Raw genomic sequence first — 18,189 nt, 5'->3', positions numbered from 1 at the left:
CGTTGCTTTTTCGGGGCACCCCTCGGTCCGATCGCCCGAAAATCACCGCCGGCGACCATGTCACCATCTCCGCCGCGACCGTGGCGGCGGTCTTCTCATTCAGCGAGCGGACCGGCGTCAGACGCTCAAGTACGCCCTCTCGATCCGGGCTGGGTCTGCCCGTAACGCCTGGGCGGAGTCGTCGATCGCGATGCTGCCGTGGACGAGGATCCCGGCCCGGTCGGCGATGCTCAGGGCGAGCTGCACGTGCTGTTCGACGAGTACGACGGCCATCCCCCGCTCGTCCGCCAGCCTGCGGAGGACGTCGAGGATCTCGTCGACGATCACGGGTGCGAGTCCCATGCTCAGCTCGTCGATGAGGAGCACCTTGGGTCGCTGCACGATGGCCCGGCCGATGGCGAGCATCTGCTGTTCACCACCGGAGAGTCGTCCTGCCTCGACCCCGAGGCGTTTCCGGAGCGAGGGGAAGTAACCGAGCACCTCCTCGATCGCCGCGGCACGATCGCCCCGCGCCTTCACCGCGAGGCGCAGGTTCGCAACGGTGGGCAGCTGGCGGAACAGAGCGCGATCGTCCGGCACGAGCACCAGTCCCGACCGCACCGAATCCCGCGGGCGATCGGCCGGCAGGACGTTCCCGTCCACCGTCACCTCACCGGCGAAACGCGGCACCATCCCGGCCAGGGACATCAGGAGCGTCGTCTTGCCCGCGCCGTTCGGCCCGAGCAGACAGGCGATCTGGCCGGCCTCGACGTCGAGGTCGACGTCCCGGACACACGGTCGTTGCCGGACATAGCCCGCGGACAGTCCGCGGCAGCGGAGTGCGGTCATGACAGGACCTCCTCGGTCTCGACGGACGGGGTCTCGACGGAGTCGGTCTCGACGGATTCGACAGGTGCACCGAGATAGGCCCGGACGACCGCGGCGTCGGCGCGGATCTCGTCCGGCGTCCCCGTCGCGATGACCCGACCGAGATCGAGCACGACGATCCGGTCGCAGATGGACAGGACGAGGTCCATGTCGTGGTCGACCATCAGGATCGACATCCCGGCGTCGCGCGCCTTGCACAGACGCTCGCCCAGCCAGCGACTCTCGCTCGAGTCGAGTCCGGCGGCCGGCTCGTCGAGCAGCGCGACGATCGGCGACATCGCCAGCACGCGGGCCACCGACACCAGCTGCCGGTGTCCCTGCGAGAGTGTCGCCACCTCGGCGTCGGCCAGTTCGTTGATGCCCAGGGTGGCGAGCACCGAGGCCACCCGCGTCTCGATCGGTTCGTCGGACCGCGACCGGGTCGCCCCGACCGTCACGTTCTCGGCGACGGACAGGTCGTCATACAGTTCGACATCTTGGAAGGACCGGCCCAGACCGCGCCTGCCCCGCACGTGCGGACGCTGAGCGCTCACGTCGTCACCGTCGAGCGTCACCGTGCCGGTGGACGGGGCGAAGCCGGTGATCGCGTCGATCACAGTCGTCTTCCCCGCACCGTTGGGTCCGATCAGCCCGACGATCTCGCCGGGGTACACCTCGAAGGTGACGTCTTCCGCGGCGACCACCGCACCGTAGGACACGCCCACACCGTCGACGGCGAGAGCCGCCCGGTCGCGGTCGATCGCCGGGGTCGGAGACGATGCGGTCACCCGATCATCTTCTGCCGCAATGGCGTTCGAACGATCACGACGGGACAGGGCCGGCCACGGGATCTTCGGGAGCCGGCTCGCGATGCCGTCCGGGTTCGCCATGACCGACACGATCAGCAGGATGCCGCTGATCAGGGTGTAGTACTCGCCGGCGTGCAGGAAGCGGTCGACGAGGATGTAGAGCAGACCGCCGGGTGCCATGAGCCCGGCCAGGATGCCGCCGGTGATCGAGGTGATACCGGCGATGTACATGACCGCGAACAGGCTGATGCCCAGGAAGACCGTGAACGATTCGGCGGTCGCCAGGGTCTGCTGGTAGCCGAGCAGAGCACCGCCCAGACCGGCGATGAAGGCTCCGATCGCGAACGCCGCCAACTTGGTTCGGGAGACGTCGATACCGGTCGCGGCGGCCGAGCGTTCGTTGGCGCGGACCGCGAGCATGTCGGTGCCGAGCGGGCTACGGCGTAGCCACGCGACCCCCAGGGCCACGACGGCCAGCGTGAACAGGCACAGCAGTCCGAACGCGATCCGCGGATAACTCTCTCCCGCACCGATTCCGAGATCGATGCCGAAGATACGCGGCGTGTCGATCGGGGCGCCGTTGACGCCGCCGTTCAGGGAGGGGTTCCGGAACCAGAACGCCTCGAGGAACACCGCGAGGGCGAGGGTCACCACGGTCAGCGGGAGCCCTCGGACCCGGAGCGCAGGTAGGCCGACCACCACACCGATGACGGTGGCGCCGAGGGCCGCCAGTATCGGTGCGAACGGGAACGGGATGCCGAGATGGGTGTTGAGCACCGAGAGCGAGTAGGCGCCGACACCCGCAAGGGTCAACTGCGCCAACGACACCTGGCCGGCGTACCCGGTGACCACCACCTGGGAGAGTGCGACGATGCCGAAGATCATGCTGGTGATGATCGCCGCGCGGTAGCTGCCGCCGGTCACCAGCAGTGCGATGACCGCGGCGGCGATCGCCACGAGCGCCGGGAGGAGAACGTGGTCGGGGCGGGGCGCCCGGCCGAGTGCCGGTCGGGCGACCGCACCGCGGTCGGGTAGCGGCCGGCCCCGGACGACGAGGAAGGCCATGATCAGGATGAGCGGGATCGCCTCCCCCATACCCGTTTTCGGAAGCCAGTCGAAGGTGTTCTGGAGGTTGGTGACCTCGGACTGCAGGGCACCGATGGCGATACCGGCGATGACGGTGAGCCAGATCGACGAGAAGTTGCCGACCAGGGTGGCGGCGAGCGCCGGCACGATGAACATCGTGTAGGCCACCGGGTTCAAGGTGACCAGCGGTGCGATGAGGATGCCACCGAGACCCGCCAGCACCGAGGACAGCGCCCAATTGCTGAACGCGATCCGGTCGGGCGACAACCCGGTCAGGTATGCACCCTTCTCCGATTCCGCGGCCGCCTCGGTGGCCATGCCGAATCGCGTGTACCGGAAGACCAGTGTGGTGACCACGGCCAGGCCGACGACGCAGCCGGCGAGCCACATCCGGTCCGTCGGGGCCCGGCTGTCGCCGATGGTGATGGTCTCGATCGGGAAGATCGGCTCCACGAGCGGGATCTCGGTTCCCACCCGCTGCGCGATGAGCGCCTGGAGCACGATCATCAGACCGATCGATGCGACCGCCTTGGCGACCACCGAGGCGTTGCGCATCGGACGGAAGATCAAGGCGTAGAACAAGAGTCCGAGGACGGCAGCGATCACCAGGGCGATCGCCATGGCCGGGACGACCCCAAGAGGCCCACCGAGATGGACCGTCTTGGGGAGTCCCGGGATCGGGACCATCAGCTCCCCTGTCCTCAGCAGGACATAGGTATAGGCGGTGTACAGAGCCACGGCGCCGGTCGCGAAGTTGACGACGCCGGAACTCTTGAAGGTCATGACGAGCGCGAGCCCGATGGCCGCGTACACCGCCCCGTTGCCGAGGCCGAGTACGAGATAGGAGAGATGGTCGGTCATGAATTGTCCTCGTGTGCCGGGCTAGGCGGCCGGCTGCTGGCCGGCCAGCTTCAGGTCGACCGGCACGCCTTCGTCGTTGACGGTTCCGTAGAGCATCTGGCTGGAGCACAGCGCAGGCATCTGCGGGAACGCCTTGCCATTACAGGTCACCGTGATGCCGCCGCCGGCGGGCATCTCGACATCCTTGGCGGACTTGATCGCCGCACCCAGCGAGGCCGGGGTCACGTCGCCCTGGACGCCACCGGCGGTGCGCACGAACCCGAGCAGCACCTGGTAACCCGACGCACCGGCGCCGGTGATCGACAGATCAGGTGCGTACTGACCCAGGACCGATCGGTACAGCACCGAGTCCGGGTTGTCGGACAGGTAGTCCGTGGCGGTGATGCCGACGTTGCCCTTGACCGTGTCCAGGCCGATCACCTTGGTGACGTTGGGGTCCAGGCAGGTGGGGATCAGGATCTTCTCCACGTTCGGGTCGGCGGTCTGGACGGCCTTCAGCACGCCCGCACAGGTCGCCGCGTCGGCGATGATGCTCACGCCGTCTGGCTTCTCGGACAGACCCGCCGAGACCATCGGGGTCGGATCCGGCACGCCGAGCGGCAGGGGCACGACCTTCAGATCCACGCCGTAGCCACTGAAGACGGGCGTTCCCATCTGGGTGATGACGTTGCCCATCCCGCCGCCGTCACTGGCGAACAGGGTGACCGACTTCATCCCCTTGTCCTTGGCCCCACTGGCCATCGCGGTGAGCGTGCCGGGCAGTCCGGCCGACAGCGCGGCGACGTCGGGGGAGGTCAGCTCGATCGGCGACACCGCGTTGAGGGTGACGTAGGGGATCTTGGCGCCGGAGATGATCGGCACGATCACCTGTCCCATCGAGGTGCCCGGCGACAGCACCGCTGCGACCTTCTTCTCGACCAGTTCGTTGGCGCACTTGGTGGCCGAGGTCGGCTCCTCCTGCTGCTTGCAGACCACGAGTTCGATCGGCCGGCCGGCGAGGCCGCCGGCATTGTTGTTGACGTACTGCACCGCGGCTTCGGCGCCTTGTCGGTACTCGGGAATCGACACCGCGGCGCCGCCCTCGGGTGAGACGAATCCGATCTTGATCGGTTCGCCGGACGCCGGCTCCGAGGGGAGCGATGACGTCGAGGCCGACGAGGCGCTGTCGCTGGTGGAATCATCACTGCCACAGGCGGTGGCGCCGAAGGTGGCGACCACGGCCAGGGCACCGACGCCGACGATGGTCCGCCGGTGCCGAATCAGTCCGCCGAGTTTCATATCGGGCTTCTCCTTCACGAGATGTGCGAGAACCCGCACCGGACGAGACATCCGACACGCACAGTTCCTCGCGTGATGCACATCACCCTCCGGGTGGCGGCAGTGAATTATGTGCGTACCGCCACGGGCCCGCGATGAGGCGTTCCCATTGACTGGGAGGTCGGAAAATCTGAGCCGGGAACGTGGCGTCGTTTGGTCAGACGACCCGAAATCAGGCCTGCCGCAGCCACTTCAGTCAGCACCCCTGACATCGGCTCGATCGGACGAACGTGCCGTCGCATTATTGACAGTCCTCGCCAATAATGGTGATGTAGCTCTCATGACGCTCGCACCCGGCACGCCCCGGCGCCGTGGACGGCCGTCTGTCCTCGACACCGACGACGTCGTCGCCAAGGCGTACCGCCTCTGGTCGACGCACGGTTTCGCGGCCACGAGCTGGCAGGACCTGGCCGCCGCGACGGGAGTGAGCGCGCGGACACTGTTGCGTCACTTCCCATCCAAATCCGACATCGCCTGGCTGGGCGTCGAACCGGCGACCGAACGCCTCACCGCCGCACTGGCCGCCACCGCCGCCGACGCCCCCCTCGGCGACGCCGTCCGCCACGCGATCGCCGAGTCGGTCTCACACGAACCGCATGTCCAGCGCGTGAGTGCCGACTGGTTGCGGCTGATCTCGTCCGAGCCCGAACTCGTGGCGATGGCCCCCGCCGCGTATCGGCCGTGGATCGACGAACTCGCCGGTTTCATCGGCAGACGACTCCCCGAGGCGCCGGCCTCCGCGTGCCGCGCGATTGCCACGGCGTACCAGGCGGCCACCTTCGACACCCTGCTCAGTTGGGCCGAACTCGCCCCCGACATCGACTCGGCCGACGCGGTGGAAGAGGCGCTCCGCTGGCTCACGATCACCGTCCCGGCCCCGTGACACACCGGGGACCGACCCCGCTCCCCCTCCGACCACAGCCCGATCCGAAAGGAACCCCATGACCGTCGAGAACCATTCCCCCATCACTTCGTTGCCGCTCACCGAGTCCACGCGCCCCGCACCTCCGCATCCCGATCCGCTGGCCCCGGCACGCATCGGACCCGTGGAACTGCGGAACCGGGTGATCAAGTCGGCGACCTTCGAAGGGGTGACCACGAATGCACTGGTCACCGATGCCCTCATCGACTTCCACGTCGCCGTCGGCGAGGGCGGTGTGGGCATGACCACGGTCGCCTACCTCGCGGTGGCACCCGAGGGACGGACCGAACGCGACCAGATCTACTGGCGACCGGAGGCGCTACCCGGCCTGCGACGGCTCACCGAGGCCGTCCACGCCACCGGCGCGAAGATCTCTGCGCAGATCGGGCATGCCGGGCCGGTGGCCAACTCCCGCTCGACCGGCCTGCCGTCGATCGGACCGTCGACCCGGCCCAACCCGCTCGCGATGGCCCTCGACCGTGCTGCGACGCCGGCCGACATCGCGCGCGTCATCGAGGCGCACGCACAGGCCACGCGATACGCCAAGGAGGTCGGCTTCGATGCCGTCGAGGTCCACCTCGGCCACAACTACCTGGCGAGTTCGTTCCTGAGCCCTAATCTCAATCGCCGCAAGGACTCCTGGGGCGGGTCGCTGACCAACCGCGCCGAGTTCGCGCGCCGCATCCTGGCGGCGGTCCGGGAAGCTGCCGGAGACGACATCGCGGTGCTGGCGAAGATGAACATGGCCGACGGCGTCCCCGGCGGATTGTGGCTAGACGAATCCCTCCGTGTGGCAACGATGTTCGAGGCCGACGGCCACCTCGACGCACTGGAACTGACCGGCGGGTCGTCGCTGCTGAATCCGATGTACCTCTTCCGCGGCGACGTTCCCGTGCGCGAGATGGCCGAGACCCAGAAGGGCATCGTCAAGCTCGGGATGAAGATGTTCGGCAACATGGTGTTCTCCCACTACCCCTATGAGCCGCTGTACTTCCGCGACTTCGCCCGCCAGTTCCGCGACGCGCTCACGATGCCCCTGGTCCTGCTGGGCGGGATCACCGACCTCGAGGCCATGAACACCGCGATGTCGGACGGTTTCGAGTACGTCGCCATGGCGCGCGCGCTGCTTCGGGAGCCGGACCTGATCAACCGGATCGGCAAGGATCGCGATGCGACCTCACTGTGCATCCACTGCAATCTGTGCGCGGCCAGCATCTTCACCGGCACCAGGTGCCCGCTGGTGGTCGAGCCGGCCCGCTGACCGACGCGAAACCGGGACGAAGTTGCGTGACCTGCTTCACAAGCGCGCTCCGCTATGGCATATTCCTAATCGAAATAGCCATGTCAGAGCGTTAGCTGCCTGAAGGAGTGCCGACATGACGACGCTTGCCGAACCCGCCCCGATCTCTTGCGACCGGCCGGGGACACCCGTGAACGACGCGGCCCCGACCGCCGTCCTCGATCGCCTGTCGCTGGTCCTGGAGGCGTTCGCCGGGCGGGAGACGCTCAGCCTCGCGGAGGTCGTCGTCCGCACCGGGGTGCCGAGGTCGTCGGCGCACCGCATGTTGGACCGTCTGGTCGCGATGCGGTGGCTCCGACGACAGGGCCGTGACTACAGCCTGGGCATCCGCCTCGTCGAGCTGGGGTCGCTGGCAGTCCACCAGGATCGGGTGCACTCGGCGTCCGCCGATCATCTCCACCACCTGTATCGGATCACCGGCATGGTCGTGCATCTCGCAGTTCTCGACGGCGAGGACATCGTCTATCTGGACAAGATCGGCGGCCGGCTCGCGGCTCATGTGCCGACCCGGGTCGGTGGTCGCCTGCCGGCCGAGCGGACCGCGTTGGGGAACGCCCTGCTCGCCTTCAACGGCCGCGACCTCCCCGGTGACGCACTGGTCCGGGAGCGCGGGTTCGCCACGCACCGGGACGGGGCACTCCGCGGGTTCGGGTGCATCGCCGCCCCAATCGGCCCCGTCGGTGAGGCGACGACCGCGGTGTCGATCTGTGGACCGTTGCGGGACATGGCTTTCGACCATCGGATGACCAGCCCGGTACAGCTCGCGGCCGGCGCGATCTGGCGGAGCCTGTCGGCCGGGGTGCGGGTGACACCGACACTTCAGCGCCGCGATCTCCTGCGTTCGCTACCCACCGCCGCGAGCGTGCTGTCCGAGGGATAGCCGCCGACCCCGCGCAACCCGTCAGTCCTCGACGGTCGACCGCCAGGTCCCCGGGTCCCGTGGGATCGGCAAACCGTTCTCGTCGTGTGCGGCGGACTCGCGGTAGCGGATCGCCGCGGCATCGATGTCGTCGAGAAGCTCTCTGGCCAAACGGATCTCGGACTCGAAGTAGCGCTGCGACCACCGCAGACTCATCTGCGAGAAGGCCCAGGCAGGTTCGTCGTCGGAGTGCTCGGCGTGGACCCCGGCGCGACGGGCCTGCTCGGTGAGATTGTCGATGTGGGCCTGCACCAGCTCCTTGAGCTGTTCCGGTTCCTGCAGGTGGCCCATCCAGAGGCGAAGCATCACACCGTGTTTGAGAACCGGCAGCTCCACGTCGGCGTCACGGGACCAGCTCCGCAACGCCGACACCCCGGCGTCGGTGATGCCATACAGGCGCCGTCCCCGCTCACCGTCACCGGCGACCATCCGTGAGGTCACCAGCCCACGATCCTCGAGCCTCTTCAGTTCGGTGTACACCTGGCTCACCGAGGGACTCCAGTAGAAGAACCCGATGCTCCAGTCGGCCCACTTCTTCAGGTCGTTGCCCGTCAGTTCCTCGCCGAACGACAGCATCCCCAGCACCGCCCAGCTGGTCGCCGGGAGGTGCGGATGAGCAGCGCTGTCAGGTCCCATGGTCGTCTACCTTACAAAGCGCACCATGCCCTCGCGGTGGGTCAGCTCCCGGCTACCGGGAACCGTTGTCCGGAGCGGTGATACGGGCACCTACCGTGGTCACATGCCCGACGCCACCATCTACATCGTCGATCAGGTCGTCGTCCGACCCGGCCGCGCCCCGGAGTTCATCGACGCGTACCTGCACGAGTACGCGCCGTCCGCCCGCGAACGCGGCCTGACGCTCGACCGGGTCCTGGTGAGTCCGCCGGCGTGGATCGACGGGGAGAACAACACGGTGACGGCGACGTGGACCGTGTCCGGGCCCGGCGACTGGTGGGCCGCGGCGGTCCGTGGCCGGCACGACCCCGAACCGTCCCGATGGTGGACGTCCATGGAGCCACTGATCGTCGAGCGCACCCGTTCGATGGCGGCCTCCGCCGACGATGTGGAGAAGCTGAACGATGTATAAGGTCACCTCGCTCCTCCACCTGGCCGACCCACGAGACGACCTCGAGACCGCGGTCCTCGTCAAACGTCTCCGCGGCGTCGCCGAAGAGTCTCGGGCTCAGCGCATCCTGATCGAAGCGACCCTGCCCGGGGTCCGCAACGGCGGGGATCTGCTCGTCCATCTCCAGTTCGCCGACGCCGGGGACTGGGAGGACACCCGGGCGGTGCTCGACGCGGTCCTCGCGCACAGCGCGGTGCGACATGTGGATGCGGTGGAGTACCTCGGAGCGGACGGCCCGGACACGACCGGCCGACGCGACGACGGCCCCTCACCTACCGTCTACCGGACCCTGCTCCTGCGGGTCGACGAGACCGCGCCGGCCGCCGAGGTCGACCGCTTCGAGAACGCCACGCTGACGATGCCCGATCACATGTCGGGAATCAGGGCATGGCAGTTGAGCCCGGTGATCCGGGCACGTGGCGCGTCGACGTGGACCCACGTCTGGGAGCAGGAGTTCGCCGACGTCGACGCTCTCACCGGCCAGTACATGATGCATCCGGTCCACTGGGGACTCGTGGACCGCTGGTTCGACCCGGAATGCCCGGATCGGATCATCTCCGATCGTGTCTGCCACAGCTACTGTCGGCTACCGGCCCCGGTCATCTGATCCCCCGGTCATCTGATCCACCGACCAGACGACCGGGACCCGCACCTCCCTAGCGGGCCAGGAAGGCCAGGACCACCGACTCCCAGGCTTCTTTCTGCTCGATCATCACCCAGTGGCCGCAGTTCGGGAAGATGTGGATCTCGCCGTGGGGGATCATCCGCATCGGCAGGATGGACATGTCGACCGGGCTGACCCGGTCGTCACGCCCCCACGTGATCAGGGTGGGCACGGAGAGCTTGCGCAGGTTCGCCCATCCGGGTGTCGCCTCCGACGACCGCATTGCCTGCGCCATCCGGTCCAGTGCGGCCCGCCCGTACATGGCCCGCGAACTGGCCAGCGTCTCCGGATCGGTGGCCTGCTCCCACCGCTCGTCGATCATCTGCTCGGTGATCAGCGAGCGGTCGTAGACCATCGAATTCAGCCAGGCCACCAGGGATTCGCGGGACGGGTTGTCGACGAACTCGCCGAGCCGGATGATGCCCTCACCCGGTTGCGGGCCGAAGAGGCTCGTCCCGGCGCCGCCGACCGTCACCAGCTTCTCCACCCGCTCCGGATCGGAGAGCGCGAAGTCGGTGGCCACGAAGCCACCCATGGAATTGCCGATCAGTCGCACACGATCGAGGTCGAGACCGTCGAGGAGAGCCCGCACCGCGGTCGGCGCCGAGTGCATCGGGTGCGGCGCACCGAAACTGTCGCTGACCCCGAAACCGGGGAACTCCAGGACGATGGTCCGGTAGTGCCGCGCGAGAACCGGCATGTTGCCGCTGAAGTTGCGCCACCCGGTCACGCCGGGTCCGGAGCCGTGCAGCAAGAGCAGGGGCGGTCCGTCGCCGGCCTCCCGATATCGCAATGTGCCGTGTTCGGTGGCGAGTTCACGGAGTTCGGGGACGCCCGACGTCTCCGTGTTTCCGCTTGCTACGGTTGTCTCGATCGCGCTGTCGGTCACCATACTCGCAGAGTCCCACCTCCGCGACCGGCGTGACGGCGCCCGTCCCATTCACCGGTCGTCGTTCAGTGCAGTCGCGGAACGTTCTGTCCCACAGGGAGTTCGATACCACTCTCGGTGAGGGACTGCTCCGCGAACGCCTGATCGATGGTGCGCAGGAGCTGCTCGCACCCGTGGGTGTTCGCGCCGAAACCGGCAGCGGTTCCGGCGTCGTCACGGGCCGCGATGAAAGGGCACTCGCGTGCGTCGAACGGCCACTGGATCGAGGTGTGCGCCGCGCTGAACTTCTCGACCAGCACCTCCCGGCCGCACCCCTGGCACGAGATGGGCTGCATCGTCATACGACGCCTCCGGCCGGATCCGGACGAGCGATCCGACCGTAACCGCCGCGGTAGAACAACAGCGGCTCCTGGTCGGACGCGCGGAGATGATGTGCCCGCGCCACGACTATGGTGTGGTCGCCCGCTGCGTGCTCGGCATCGAGCTCGGCGTCGATCCACGCCAGCGCACCCGTCAGGACCGGGGCACCCGAAGGCGCCGGTGTCCAGTCGACGTCGCGGAACTTGTCCGCACCGGGTGACGCCAGACGACGACAGACCGCTTCCTGCGAGTCGGCGAGGATGTTGATCGTGAACCGGCCTGCGGCACGCACGAGAGGCCATGACGTGCTGGTCAGGCCCACGCAGAACGCCACCAGCGGCGGATCGAGGGACACCGAGGTGAACGAGTTCGCCGCCAGCCCGACCGGTTCCCCGGAGTCGGGATGGATACCGGTGATCGCCACGACGCCGGTGGCGAAGTGGCCCAGCACATGTCGCATCGATGCGCCGTCGACGATCGGCCCGTCGGTCATCTGGCTCACCGTGTCACCTCGCGAGCCGGCCGGCCGCGCTCAGTGCGGCGATGTACCCGTAGACGAGGCCCTGTCCGATGGTCGCGCCCGCGCCGGGGTAGGTCGCACCGAACGCATTCGCCGCGGTGTTGCCGGTGGCGTAGAGGCCGTCGATCACCGATCCGTCCTCGCGCAGCACGCGAGCCCGGTCGTCCGCCTGCAGACCGCCGCACGTCCCGAGGTCGCTCAACTCCAGTCGTACGGCGAACAGTCCACCGTCGAGCGCGCGGAGCGTGGGATTCGGGCTGATGGTCGGATCGCCGTAGTACTGCTCGTAGGCGTTGGTGCCGCGTCCGAACTGGTGGTCGACGCCGACGGCGGCCGCCGCGTTGAACGCGTCGAAGGTGTTCCGGAACGCGGTCTCGTCGACACCCATGTGGATGGCCAGGTCACCCGGATCATCCGCGCGGACCGCGATGCCGTGCTCGTACCAGGCTCGGGGCAGCGGCTGCCCGGGAAAGAGGCTGCCCGCCATGAGGTAGCTGTTGCGGTATCGCTGGTCGAAGACCAGCCACATGGTCCCGACCGGGTCGCCCGCCTGCTCCCGGGCGAGTACCCGCTGCCCGAAGGTCATGTAGTCGAGTGCCTCGTTGATGAATCGGCGCCCGGACGCATCGACGATGAACGACCCCGGCAGTGACCGCTCGGCCAGGAGCACCGACGGCGACCCGCCGGGTACGGCCGCGACCGCGGGGAACCACCACGCCTGTTCCATCGACGCCACCCCCGCACCCAGGTCCTGACCGATCTTGATCGCATCGCCGGTGTTCGTCGTGCAACCCAGACTGCTGTTCGCCGACAACGACTCCGACTGGAACTTGTGCCGCATCTCCATGTCGTGATCGAAACCGCCGGCCGCCAGCACCACGCCCCGGCGCGCGCGAACGGTGACATCGACGCCGTCCCGGTTCACCACGGCCCCCACCACACGGCCGTCTTCGACGACGAGATCCACCATCGGGGTGTCGGTCCAAATCGGGATGTCCGCGGCCAGCGCCCCCGCGAACAGTCCGGCGGCGATCGCCTGTCCGCCGGCGGCATACCTACGCTTGACGACGAGCCCTCCGAGCCCGATACCCAATGCCCTCACGATGCGGCGGAGCGAACGACTCGGCGTGCTTCGCAACAGGTTCAGCCATTTGTAGTCGGCACCGGTGATGGGCATGGGCAGGGGTGATTCCATCAACCCCGGTCGCAGACGTGCCTGTTCGGGGCCGAGCGTCGCGACGTCGAAGGGCTTGCATTCGCAGGTGCGGCCGACTGCGGATCCGCCCGGTTCGTCCGGGTGGTAGTCGGAGTAGCCGCGCGCCCACATGAACGTCATCGGCGTCGTCCGCTCGAGCATCGCGATGGCCTCGGGACCGTGTTCGAGGAAGGCCGCACCCCTCTCGGCAGGAGCGCTGTCACCCACCACCGCGCGTACGTAGTCGGCCGCGGCCGCCGGGCCGTCGTCGGGTTGCTCACGGCGCAGGATCGGATTGCCCGGCACCCAGAACGCCCCGCCGGAGCGCGCCGTCGAACCACCGACGTACTCCGACTTCTCCACCACCAGCGTCGACAGGCCGAGCTCGTGGCCGGCCAGCGCGGCCGCCAGTCCGGTACCCGAGCCGACGACCAGGAGGTCCACGGTCTGATCGGTCTGCGGCACAGTCGCGTTCATGACCGGACCGCTTCGACGTCAGGGCTACGGTCGGCGGTGACGAACGTGAGGTCCTCGGGGTGTGGTTCGCGCAGCATCGTCCAGTAGTCGACGAGACGCCACGGGCACGGCACCACGGCCCGGCCGGCACTGTTCCGGTAGTAGCTGTTGACCTGACCTCCCGGATGCATCCACACCGTCTCGTCGAGCGCTTCGTCCACCCGCGCGTTGTACTCCGCGAGCGCCTCGGGTCGCACATCCATGGACTGGTGATCGTTCTCGATCAGGTACTGCAGGCACTCGACGATGTAGTGGACCTGCTCTTCGCTCGTGATGTTGTGCCCGGCACCGTGATTGGGTGCGGAGTTGGGGCCGGAGGTGACGAACAGGTTCGGGAAGCCCGAGACCTGCACGCCCAGGTACGCACGCGGGTCCTCGCCGCCGTCCCACACCTGCGCCAGGCTCCTGCCGTCGCGGCCGACGATGTCGATCGCGGTGGTGAACTGCAGTTTGAACCCGGTGGCCAGGATGATGACGTCGGCCTCGAGGAACTCCCCCTCGGTGGTGCGCACCCCGTCGGCGGTCACCTCGGCGAACGACGCGCGATGCAGGGAGACGTGATCGCGTTTGAGGGCCGCGTAGAAACCGGGGTCCTTGACGATCCGCTTGGCGTAGGGCCGGAAGTCAGGGGTCAGCTTCGCCATGAGTTCCGGATCGTCGGCGAAGTTGTCCTGCAGATACTTCTGCGCGTTGCGGAGCACCATGTCGTTCTCGGCCGAGGCCGAGAAGTGCGTCGCCGCCCATTCCGGATCCACCCGCGGCAGGCGGTACAGATTGTCCGAGGCGAACCAGTAGGACCGCAACCGGAACCACTCGTGGTAGAAGGGTAGGTGCGCGAGGGCCCACCGTTGTTCTGCGGCAACATCATTGACCACGGCGCGTTCCGGGACGATCCAGTGCGGGGATCGTGCGACGACGTCGAGAGAGGCGACCTGGTCGACGATGCTCGCCACCACCTGCACCGAGGTGCACCCGGTGCCGAGCACGATCACCTTCTTGCCGGTCAGATCCAGCGCCGGATCCCATTGCGCGGTGTGCACGACCGTCCCGGCGAAGGAGTCGAGGCCCGGGACGTTGGGAATGTTGGGTGCGTTCAGCATGCCGAGTGCACTCACCACCGCACGCGCCGAACGCGTCGAGGTCTTGCCCGCGGCATCGCGGATGACGACCTGCCACCGCTGGTCACCCTCGGACCAGGTGGCGGACACCACCTCGGTGTTCAGCCGGATGTGTTCGCGGAGGCCGTATTTGTCCACCACGGACAGCAGGTACCGCTGGTATTCGGGTCCGGTCGGGTAGTACCGGGTCCACTCGGGGTTGAGTTCGAAAGAGTAGGAGTAGTAGTGACTCGGCGTGTCGACCGCTGCACCGGGGTAGAGGTTGCGGTGCCAGGTCCCGCCGATGTCGCTGTTCGCCTCGAACACCGTGTAGGAGAACCCGGCCTCCCCCAGCTTGATGGCAGCGTTGATACCCGTGATCCCGGCGCCGATGACGATGACGTCGAAGTCGGCGGGAGGAGCCACCGTCACCGGGACGTTCCGCCGGTCGCTGACGAATCCGGCCTGCTCCAGGAGGAGAGGGACGAACTCGTCGTCGACCACCTGAGAGGTCGCCACCCGAGCCATGTCGGCGAAGACCTCGGCCGGCGGCACCCCCATGGCAGCGGTCAGGTCGGAACCGACGAGGAGTTCGACGGCGCGTTCACGGATGTCGGCGACGACGTCCGCGGGGTACACGCCGGCAGGCAGGGTGTTGCTGTTCGCCGTCTGGTAATGCGTTCCCGGTACGGAGATCTCGAGCCTGGGCCCGAATTCCTCGAGCAGACCCAGATCGCCCGTCACGTGGATCAGTGACATCAGCAGGGGCGCCGGATCACAGTTCGCGATCGCGGCTCGCAGGGCTGCCTCGTCGACGGATGCCGAATCGGCGGCGCCGGCGTTGGTCGTCGCTGAGTGGGTGGTCGCAGATACTGCGTTGGTCATCATGCACCTTCCGGTACTGGCACACCCATGCGGGTGAGCATGTCTCGTGGGTCGGCGGGCGGGGCGAGGTCCAGCAGTTGCCGGCCCCGCCGATGCGCTGCGGCCGTGCACATCTCGTCGTCGGAGTGGATCCAGAACTCACCGGCCGCGATCTGATCGAGCATGTGGGCGGCGGCGTCGAGAGGGTCGAGTCCGCGTTCGACGTTGTCGCGCTGCATCGCGGCGAACACCGCGTTGGCCGTGGGATTGTCGGTCGGGGCCTCGCGCAGTGCCGACCGGAAGATGTCGCTGCGGATCGAGTGCGGTATCACCGCACTCACCTGGATCGGTGCGCCGACGATGGACAGGTCCTGGTGGAGGCACTCGGTCATCGCCAGCACGGCATGCTTGCTGACGATGTACGGGGCCTGCACCGCAACGGTATTCAAACCGCCGACCGAGGAGAGGTTGGCGATGCACGACGGGGTCCCGGCGGCGATCATCCGCGGCACGAACGACTTGATGCAGTAGAAGACACCGTCGACGTTGATCTGCATGAGCCGTCGCCACCGGGCGTCGTCGATCTCCCAGATCAACCCGGCCGATTCGATCCCGGCGTTGTTGATCAGCAGTTCCACACTGCCGCGGCCCTCGAACACCGCGGCCGCGAACTCCTCGACCCCGCTGGGGTCGCCGACGTCGACGGCGTAGGCGCTCGCCCGACCGCCGGCCGCGGCGATGTCGTCGACGACGGCCGCGGCCCGATCGCGGTCGATGTCGGCCACCACCACGTGCATCCCGAGGAGACCGAGGTGACGGGCGAATCCCTCACCGATTCCGGCCGCGGCACCGGTGACCACTGCGGTCCCCGACGAAAACCGCTGTGCTGCTTCGTTGGTCATGATTCCTGTCTCGCTCGATTCTGGTCGTGTCCCCGTCACGTCTGTTCGGCGTTCACACGCCGGCCGGCATTATGTGGGGGTTGGCCCAGGCCGGCGGTTCGAGTGGCGGGAGCTGGGTGCGGCCGTCCACCGAGAACACCGGTGTCCCGGTGGCCCACGGATAGTGGAGGCTGAAGGCGACGAGGCCCGTGCGCTCGGCGGCCGGGAGCGTGCACATCTCCAGGACGGTCTGTGCGAGATAGTCCACCGGCTCGGTCTCGTAGCCGTCCGGCAGCAGTGCCTCGGCGCCGGGGGTCATGATCGCCGTCGACGGTCCGACCGCGTTGACCGCGATGTTGTCGTCGAGCAACTCGGCCGCGAGGCCCTGGGTGAACCGGTGCTGCGCCGCCTTGGCCGATGCGTAGATCACGTCGCCGGAGGTCTTGTTGTACTCGCGGAACGGCCGGATGGGGCTCAGCCCGGTCGAGGAGCCGATGTTCACGATCCAACCCGCACCGTTGCGCCGCATGTGCGGGATCGCCCTCTGGGACAGGAGGAACGGCACCTTGAGGTAGTGCTCGATCGTCCGGTCGAAGGTTGCCACGCTCATGTCCTCGACGGACGAGTAGTCGGCAAAGCCGGCGTTGTTGACCAGGATGTCGATACCGCCGGCGGCCTCGACCACGCCGTCGACGAGGCGGTCGCGCTGTTCTGGATCCTCGAGATCGGCGGTGATCGCGTGGGCGGTTCCACCGGCCTCCTCGATCAGGTGCACGGTCTCGTCGAGGGTTCCGGAGATGAGCAGCTTCTCGCCGTTGCGGATCGACGGCGACGGCGTAGAGGATCGCGCGGTGACCACGACGGTGGCCCCGGCGCTCGCGAGTCGCCGGGCGATGCCGCGCCCGATCCCGCGGCTGCTGCCCGTCACCAGCGCGACCTTGCCGCTCAGCTGCTGTGTCCCCTGCTGTGGTGTCATGTTGCGCTCCTCTGATTTTCGTCCGCAGGAGTCGCCGCGAGGATGTCGCGGATCATCTGCCAGACCTTCTCGCGCGCGGGTGGCGTGAGCGAGAGCTGCGGAAAGGTGAGGAAGCCGTGGAAGAGTCCGTCGAATCGGTGAGCGATCACCGGGACGCCGGCGGCCGCGAGCAATCGGGCGTACTCCTCACCGGCCGAACACGGCGGATCGAGTTCGGCGGTGGCCACCACCGCCGGGGGCAGACCGGCCAATGTGTCTGCGTTGGTGGGGATCACCAGGGCGCTGTGCCGCCCCTGGGGTGCGTACTGCTCCCAGTACCACCGCATGGCCTTGGTCGTGTTGTAGAACCCGACTCCGTAGTCGCGGTACGACGCGGTGTCGAAGTCGTCGTCGATCACCGGGTACAGCAGGACCTGGGCGCACACCTTCGGCCCGTTGCGGTCGCGGGCGGCCAGACTGGTCGTGGCGGCCAGGTTTCCGCCCGCGCTGTCGCCGGCCAGTGCGATGCGATGCGGATCCCCACCGAACCCGGAGATGTTCTCCGACGTCCAGCACAGTGCCCGATAGACATCCTCCATCGCCGCCGGGGCCCGGTGTTCGGGCGCGAGACGATAGTCGACCGCCACCACGACCGCACCCACTTCCGCCGCCATCGATCGACAGAACTCGTCGTGGCTGTCCAGGTCGCAGAAGACGAACCCGCCGCCGTGTGCGAACACGACGACCGGCAGACCTCCGCTCCTGTTTCCGTCGTCGGAATCGCGGTGCGGCACGAACACCCGCAGCGCCAGGTCGCCGCCCGGTCCGTCGATCGTGAGATCGCGGGCGATCGCCATGTCCGGCTGCCGGGTGAGCGGAGCACGCCGAGACACGATGATGTCCCGCAGCTCGCGGGGATCGTGTTCGGTGACGTCGGGGAATCCCGCCTCGAGGGCGGTCAGCATCGCTTCGACGTCGGGATGCAGGTCGCTACGACGGCTCATGTCGGTGTCCTATCCGTCGGTTTCCATCCGTCTGGATGGTGTGGGATCGCGTCATCGG

17 protein-coding genes are annotated in these 18,189 nt (G+C 67.9%); 5 read left to right on the top strand and 12 right to left on the bottom strand.

Annotated elements, in window-relative coordinates; translation table 11 throughout:
- Positions 1-117 precede the first annotated feature (117 nt).
- Genes LQD00_RS07615 through LQD00_RS07605 form a run of 3 tightly spaced genes read right to left on the bottom strand, consistent with a single transcriptional unit; the run spans position 118 to position 4,880 of the window.
- The gene (locus LQD00_RS07615; RefSeq protein WP_232716534.1) at positions 118-828 is read right to left on the bottom strand and encodes an ABC transporter ATP-binding protein; all 711 of its coding nucleotides are present in this window, start codon (positions 826-828) and stop codon (positions 118-120) included.
- Entirely contained in the window at positions 825-3,602 is a 2,778-nt protein-coding gene (locus LQD00_RS07610; protein WP_232716532.1) for a branched-chain amino acid ABC transporter permease/ATP-binding protein, read from the bottom strand. Before LQD00_RS07610 ends, LQD00_RS07615 begins: the two co-directional genes overlap by 4 nt.
- Before the next feature lie 21 nt (positions 3,603-3,623).
- Complete coding sequence (locus LQD00_RS07605) at positions 3,624-4,880, bottom strand: ABC transporter substrate-binding protein (protein WP_232716618.1); 1,257 nt, start codon at positions 4,878-4,880, stop codon at positions 3,624-3,626.
- 319 nt (positions 4,881-5,199) lie between these two features.
- On the opposite strand from LQD00_RS07605, the gene LQD00_RS07600 reads away from it, so the two are divergent.
- From LQD00_RS07600 to LQD00_RS07590, 3 genes are all read left to right on the top strand, one after another.
- A complete protein-coding gene (locus LQD00_RS07600; protein ID WP_232716530.1) occupies positions 5,200-5,802 on the top strand; it encodes a TetR/AcrR family transcriptional regulator in 603 nt (200 codons plus the stop codon).
- 58 nt (positions 5,803-5,860) lie between these two features.
- Complete coding sequence (locus LQD00_RS07595; RefSeq protein WP_232716528.1) at positions 5,861-7,102, top strand: NADH:flavin oxidoreductase; 1,242 nt, start codon at positions 5,861-5,863, stop codon at positions 7,100-7,102.
- A 115-nt stretch (positions 7,103-7,217) separates the two neighbouring features.
- Positions 7,218-8,021: an IclR family transcriptional regulator gene (locus LQD00_RS07590; protein ID WP_232716527.1), complete on the top strand. Its 804-nt coding sequence runs from the start codon at positions 7,218-7,220 to the stop codon at positions 8,019-8,021.
- A gap of 21 nt (positions 8,022-8,042) precedes the next feature.
- Here the strand turns inward: LQD00_RS07590 and LQD00_RS07585 are convergent, their stop codons facing one another.
- The gene (locus LQD00_RS07585) at positions 8,043-8,696 is read right to left on the bottom strand and encodes a PadR family transcriptional regulator (protein WP_232716525.1); all 654 of its coding nucleotides are present in this window, start codon (positions 8,694-8,696) and stop codon (positions 8,043-8,045) included.
- 103 nt (positions 8,697-8,799) lie between these two features.
- Between LQD00_RS07585 and LQD00_RS07580 the strand changes: the two genes are divergently transcribed.
- Both LQD00_RS07580 and LQD00_RS07575 read left to right on the top strand, forming a co-directional pair.
- Positions 8,800-9,147: a hypothetical protein gene (locus LQD00_RS07580; RefSeq protein WP_040535266.1), complete on the top strand. Its 348-nt coding sequence runs from the start codon at positions 8,800-8,802 to the stop codon at positions 9,145-9,147.
- The gene (locus tag LQD00_RS07575; protein ID WP_232716523.1) at positions 9,140-9,793 is read left to right on the top strand and encodes a Dabb family protein; all 654 of its coding nucleotides are present in this window, start codon (positions 9,140-9,142) and stop codon (positions 9,791-9,793) included. The genes LQD00_RS07580 and LQD00_RS07575 overlap by 8 nt, the downstream gene beginning before the upstream one ends.
- Positions 9,794-9,842: 49 nt before the next feature.
- Here the strand turns inward: LQD00_RS07575 and LQD00_RS07570 are convergent, their stop codons facing one another.
- The 8 genes from LQD00_RS07570 to LQD00_RS07535 all read right to left on the bottom strand — a co-directional run bounded on the left by LQD00_RS07570 (position 9,843) and on the right by LQD00_RS07535 (position 18,131).
- Positions 9,843-10,742 carry an alpha/beta fold hydrolase gene (locus LQD00_RS07570; protein ID WP_232716522.1) on the bottom strand — a complete coding sequence of 300 codons (900 nt, stop codon included), beginning with the start codon at positions 10,740-10,742 and terminating at the stop codon, positions 9,843-9,845.
- A gap of 62 nt (positions 10,743-10,804) precedes the next feature.
- On the bottom strand, positions 10,805-11,080 hold the full coding sequence (locus LQD00_RS07565; RefSeq protein WP_232716521.1) for a hypothetical protein: 276 nt from the start codon (positions 11,078-11,080) through the stop codon (positions 10,805-10,807).
- The gene (locus LQD00_RS07560; RefSeq protein WP_232716615.1) at positions 11,077-11,592 is read right to left on the bottom strand and encodes a flavin reductase family protein; all 516 of its coding nucleotides are present in this window, start codon (positions 11,590-11,592) and stop codon (positions 11,077-11,079) included. The genes LQD00_RS07565 and LQD00_RS07560 overlap by 4 nt, the downstream gene beginning before the upstream one ends.
- A gap of 13 nt (positions 11,593-11,605) precedes the next feature.
- Complete coding sequence (locus tag LQD00_RS07555; RefSeq protein ID WP_232716520.1) at positions 11,606-13,291, bottom strand: 3-ketosteroid-delta-1-dehydrogenase; 1,686 nt, start codon at positions 13,289-13,291, stop codon at positions 11,606-11,608.
- Positions 13,288-15,312: a flavin-containing monooxygenase gene (locus LQD00_RS07550; RefSeq protein WP_232716518.1), complete on the bottom strand. Its 2,025-nt coding sequence runs from the start codon at positions 15,310-15,312 to the stop codon at positions 13,288-13,290. Before LQD00_RS07550 ends, LQD00_RS07555 begins: the two co-directional genes overlap by 4 nt.
- A complete protein-coding gene (locus LQD00_RS07545) occupies positions 15,312-16,193 on the bottom strand; it encodes an SDR family NAD(P)-dependent oxidoreductase (RefSeq protein WP_232716516.1) in 882 nt (293 codons plus the stop codon). The genes LQD00_RS07550 and LQD00_RS07545 overlap by 1 nt, the downstream gene beginning before the upstream one ends.
- A 52-nt stretch (positions 16,194-16,245) precedes the next feature.
- Positions 16,246-17,148 carry an SDR family NAD(P)-dependent oxidoreductase gene (locus tag LQD00_RS07540; RefSeq protein ID WP_232716515.1) on the bottom strand — a complete coding sequence of 301 codons (903 nt, stop codon included), beginning with the start codon at positions 17,146-17,148 and terminating at the stop codon, positions 16,246-16,248.
- Complete coding sequence (locus tag LQD00_RS07535; protein ID WP_232716513.1) at positions 17,145-18,131, bottom strand: alpha/beta hydrolase; 987 nt, start codon at positions 18,129-18,131, stop codon at positions 17,145-17,147. The genes LQD00_RS07540 and LQD00_RS07535 overlap by 4 nt, the downstream gene beginning before the upstream one ends.
- Between the last annotated feature and the right edge of the window lie 58 nt (positions 18,132-18,189).

It is taken from the genome of Gordonia metallireducens (assembly GCF_021245825.1).
Taxonomy (GTDB): domain Bacteria; phylum Actinomycetota; class Actinomycetes; order Mycobacteriales; family Mycobacteriaceae; genus Gordonia; species Gordonia namibiensis.
Note: the sequence above shows the minus strand (reverse complement) of the source record. Positions and strands in the feature narration are given on the sequence as shown.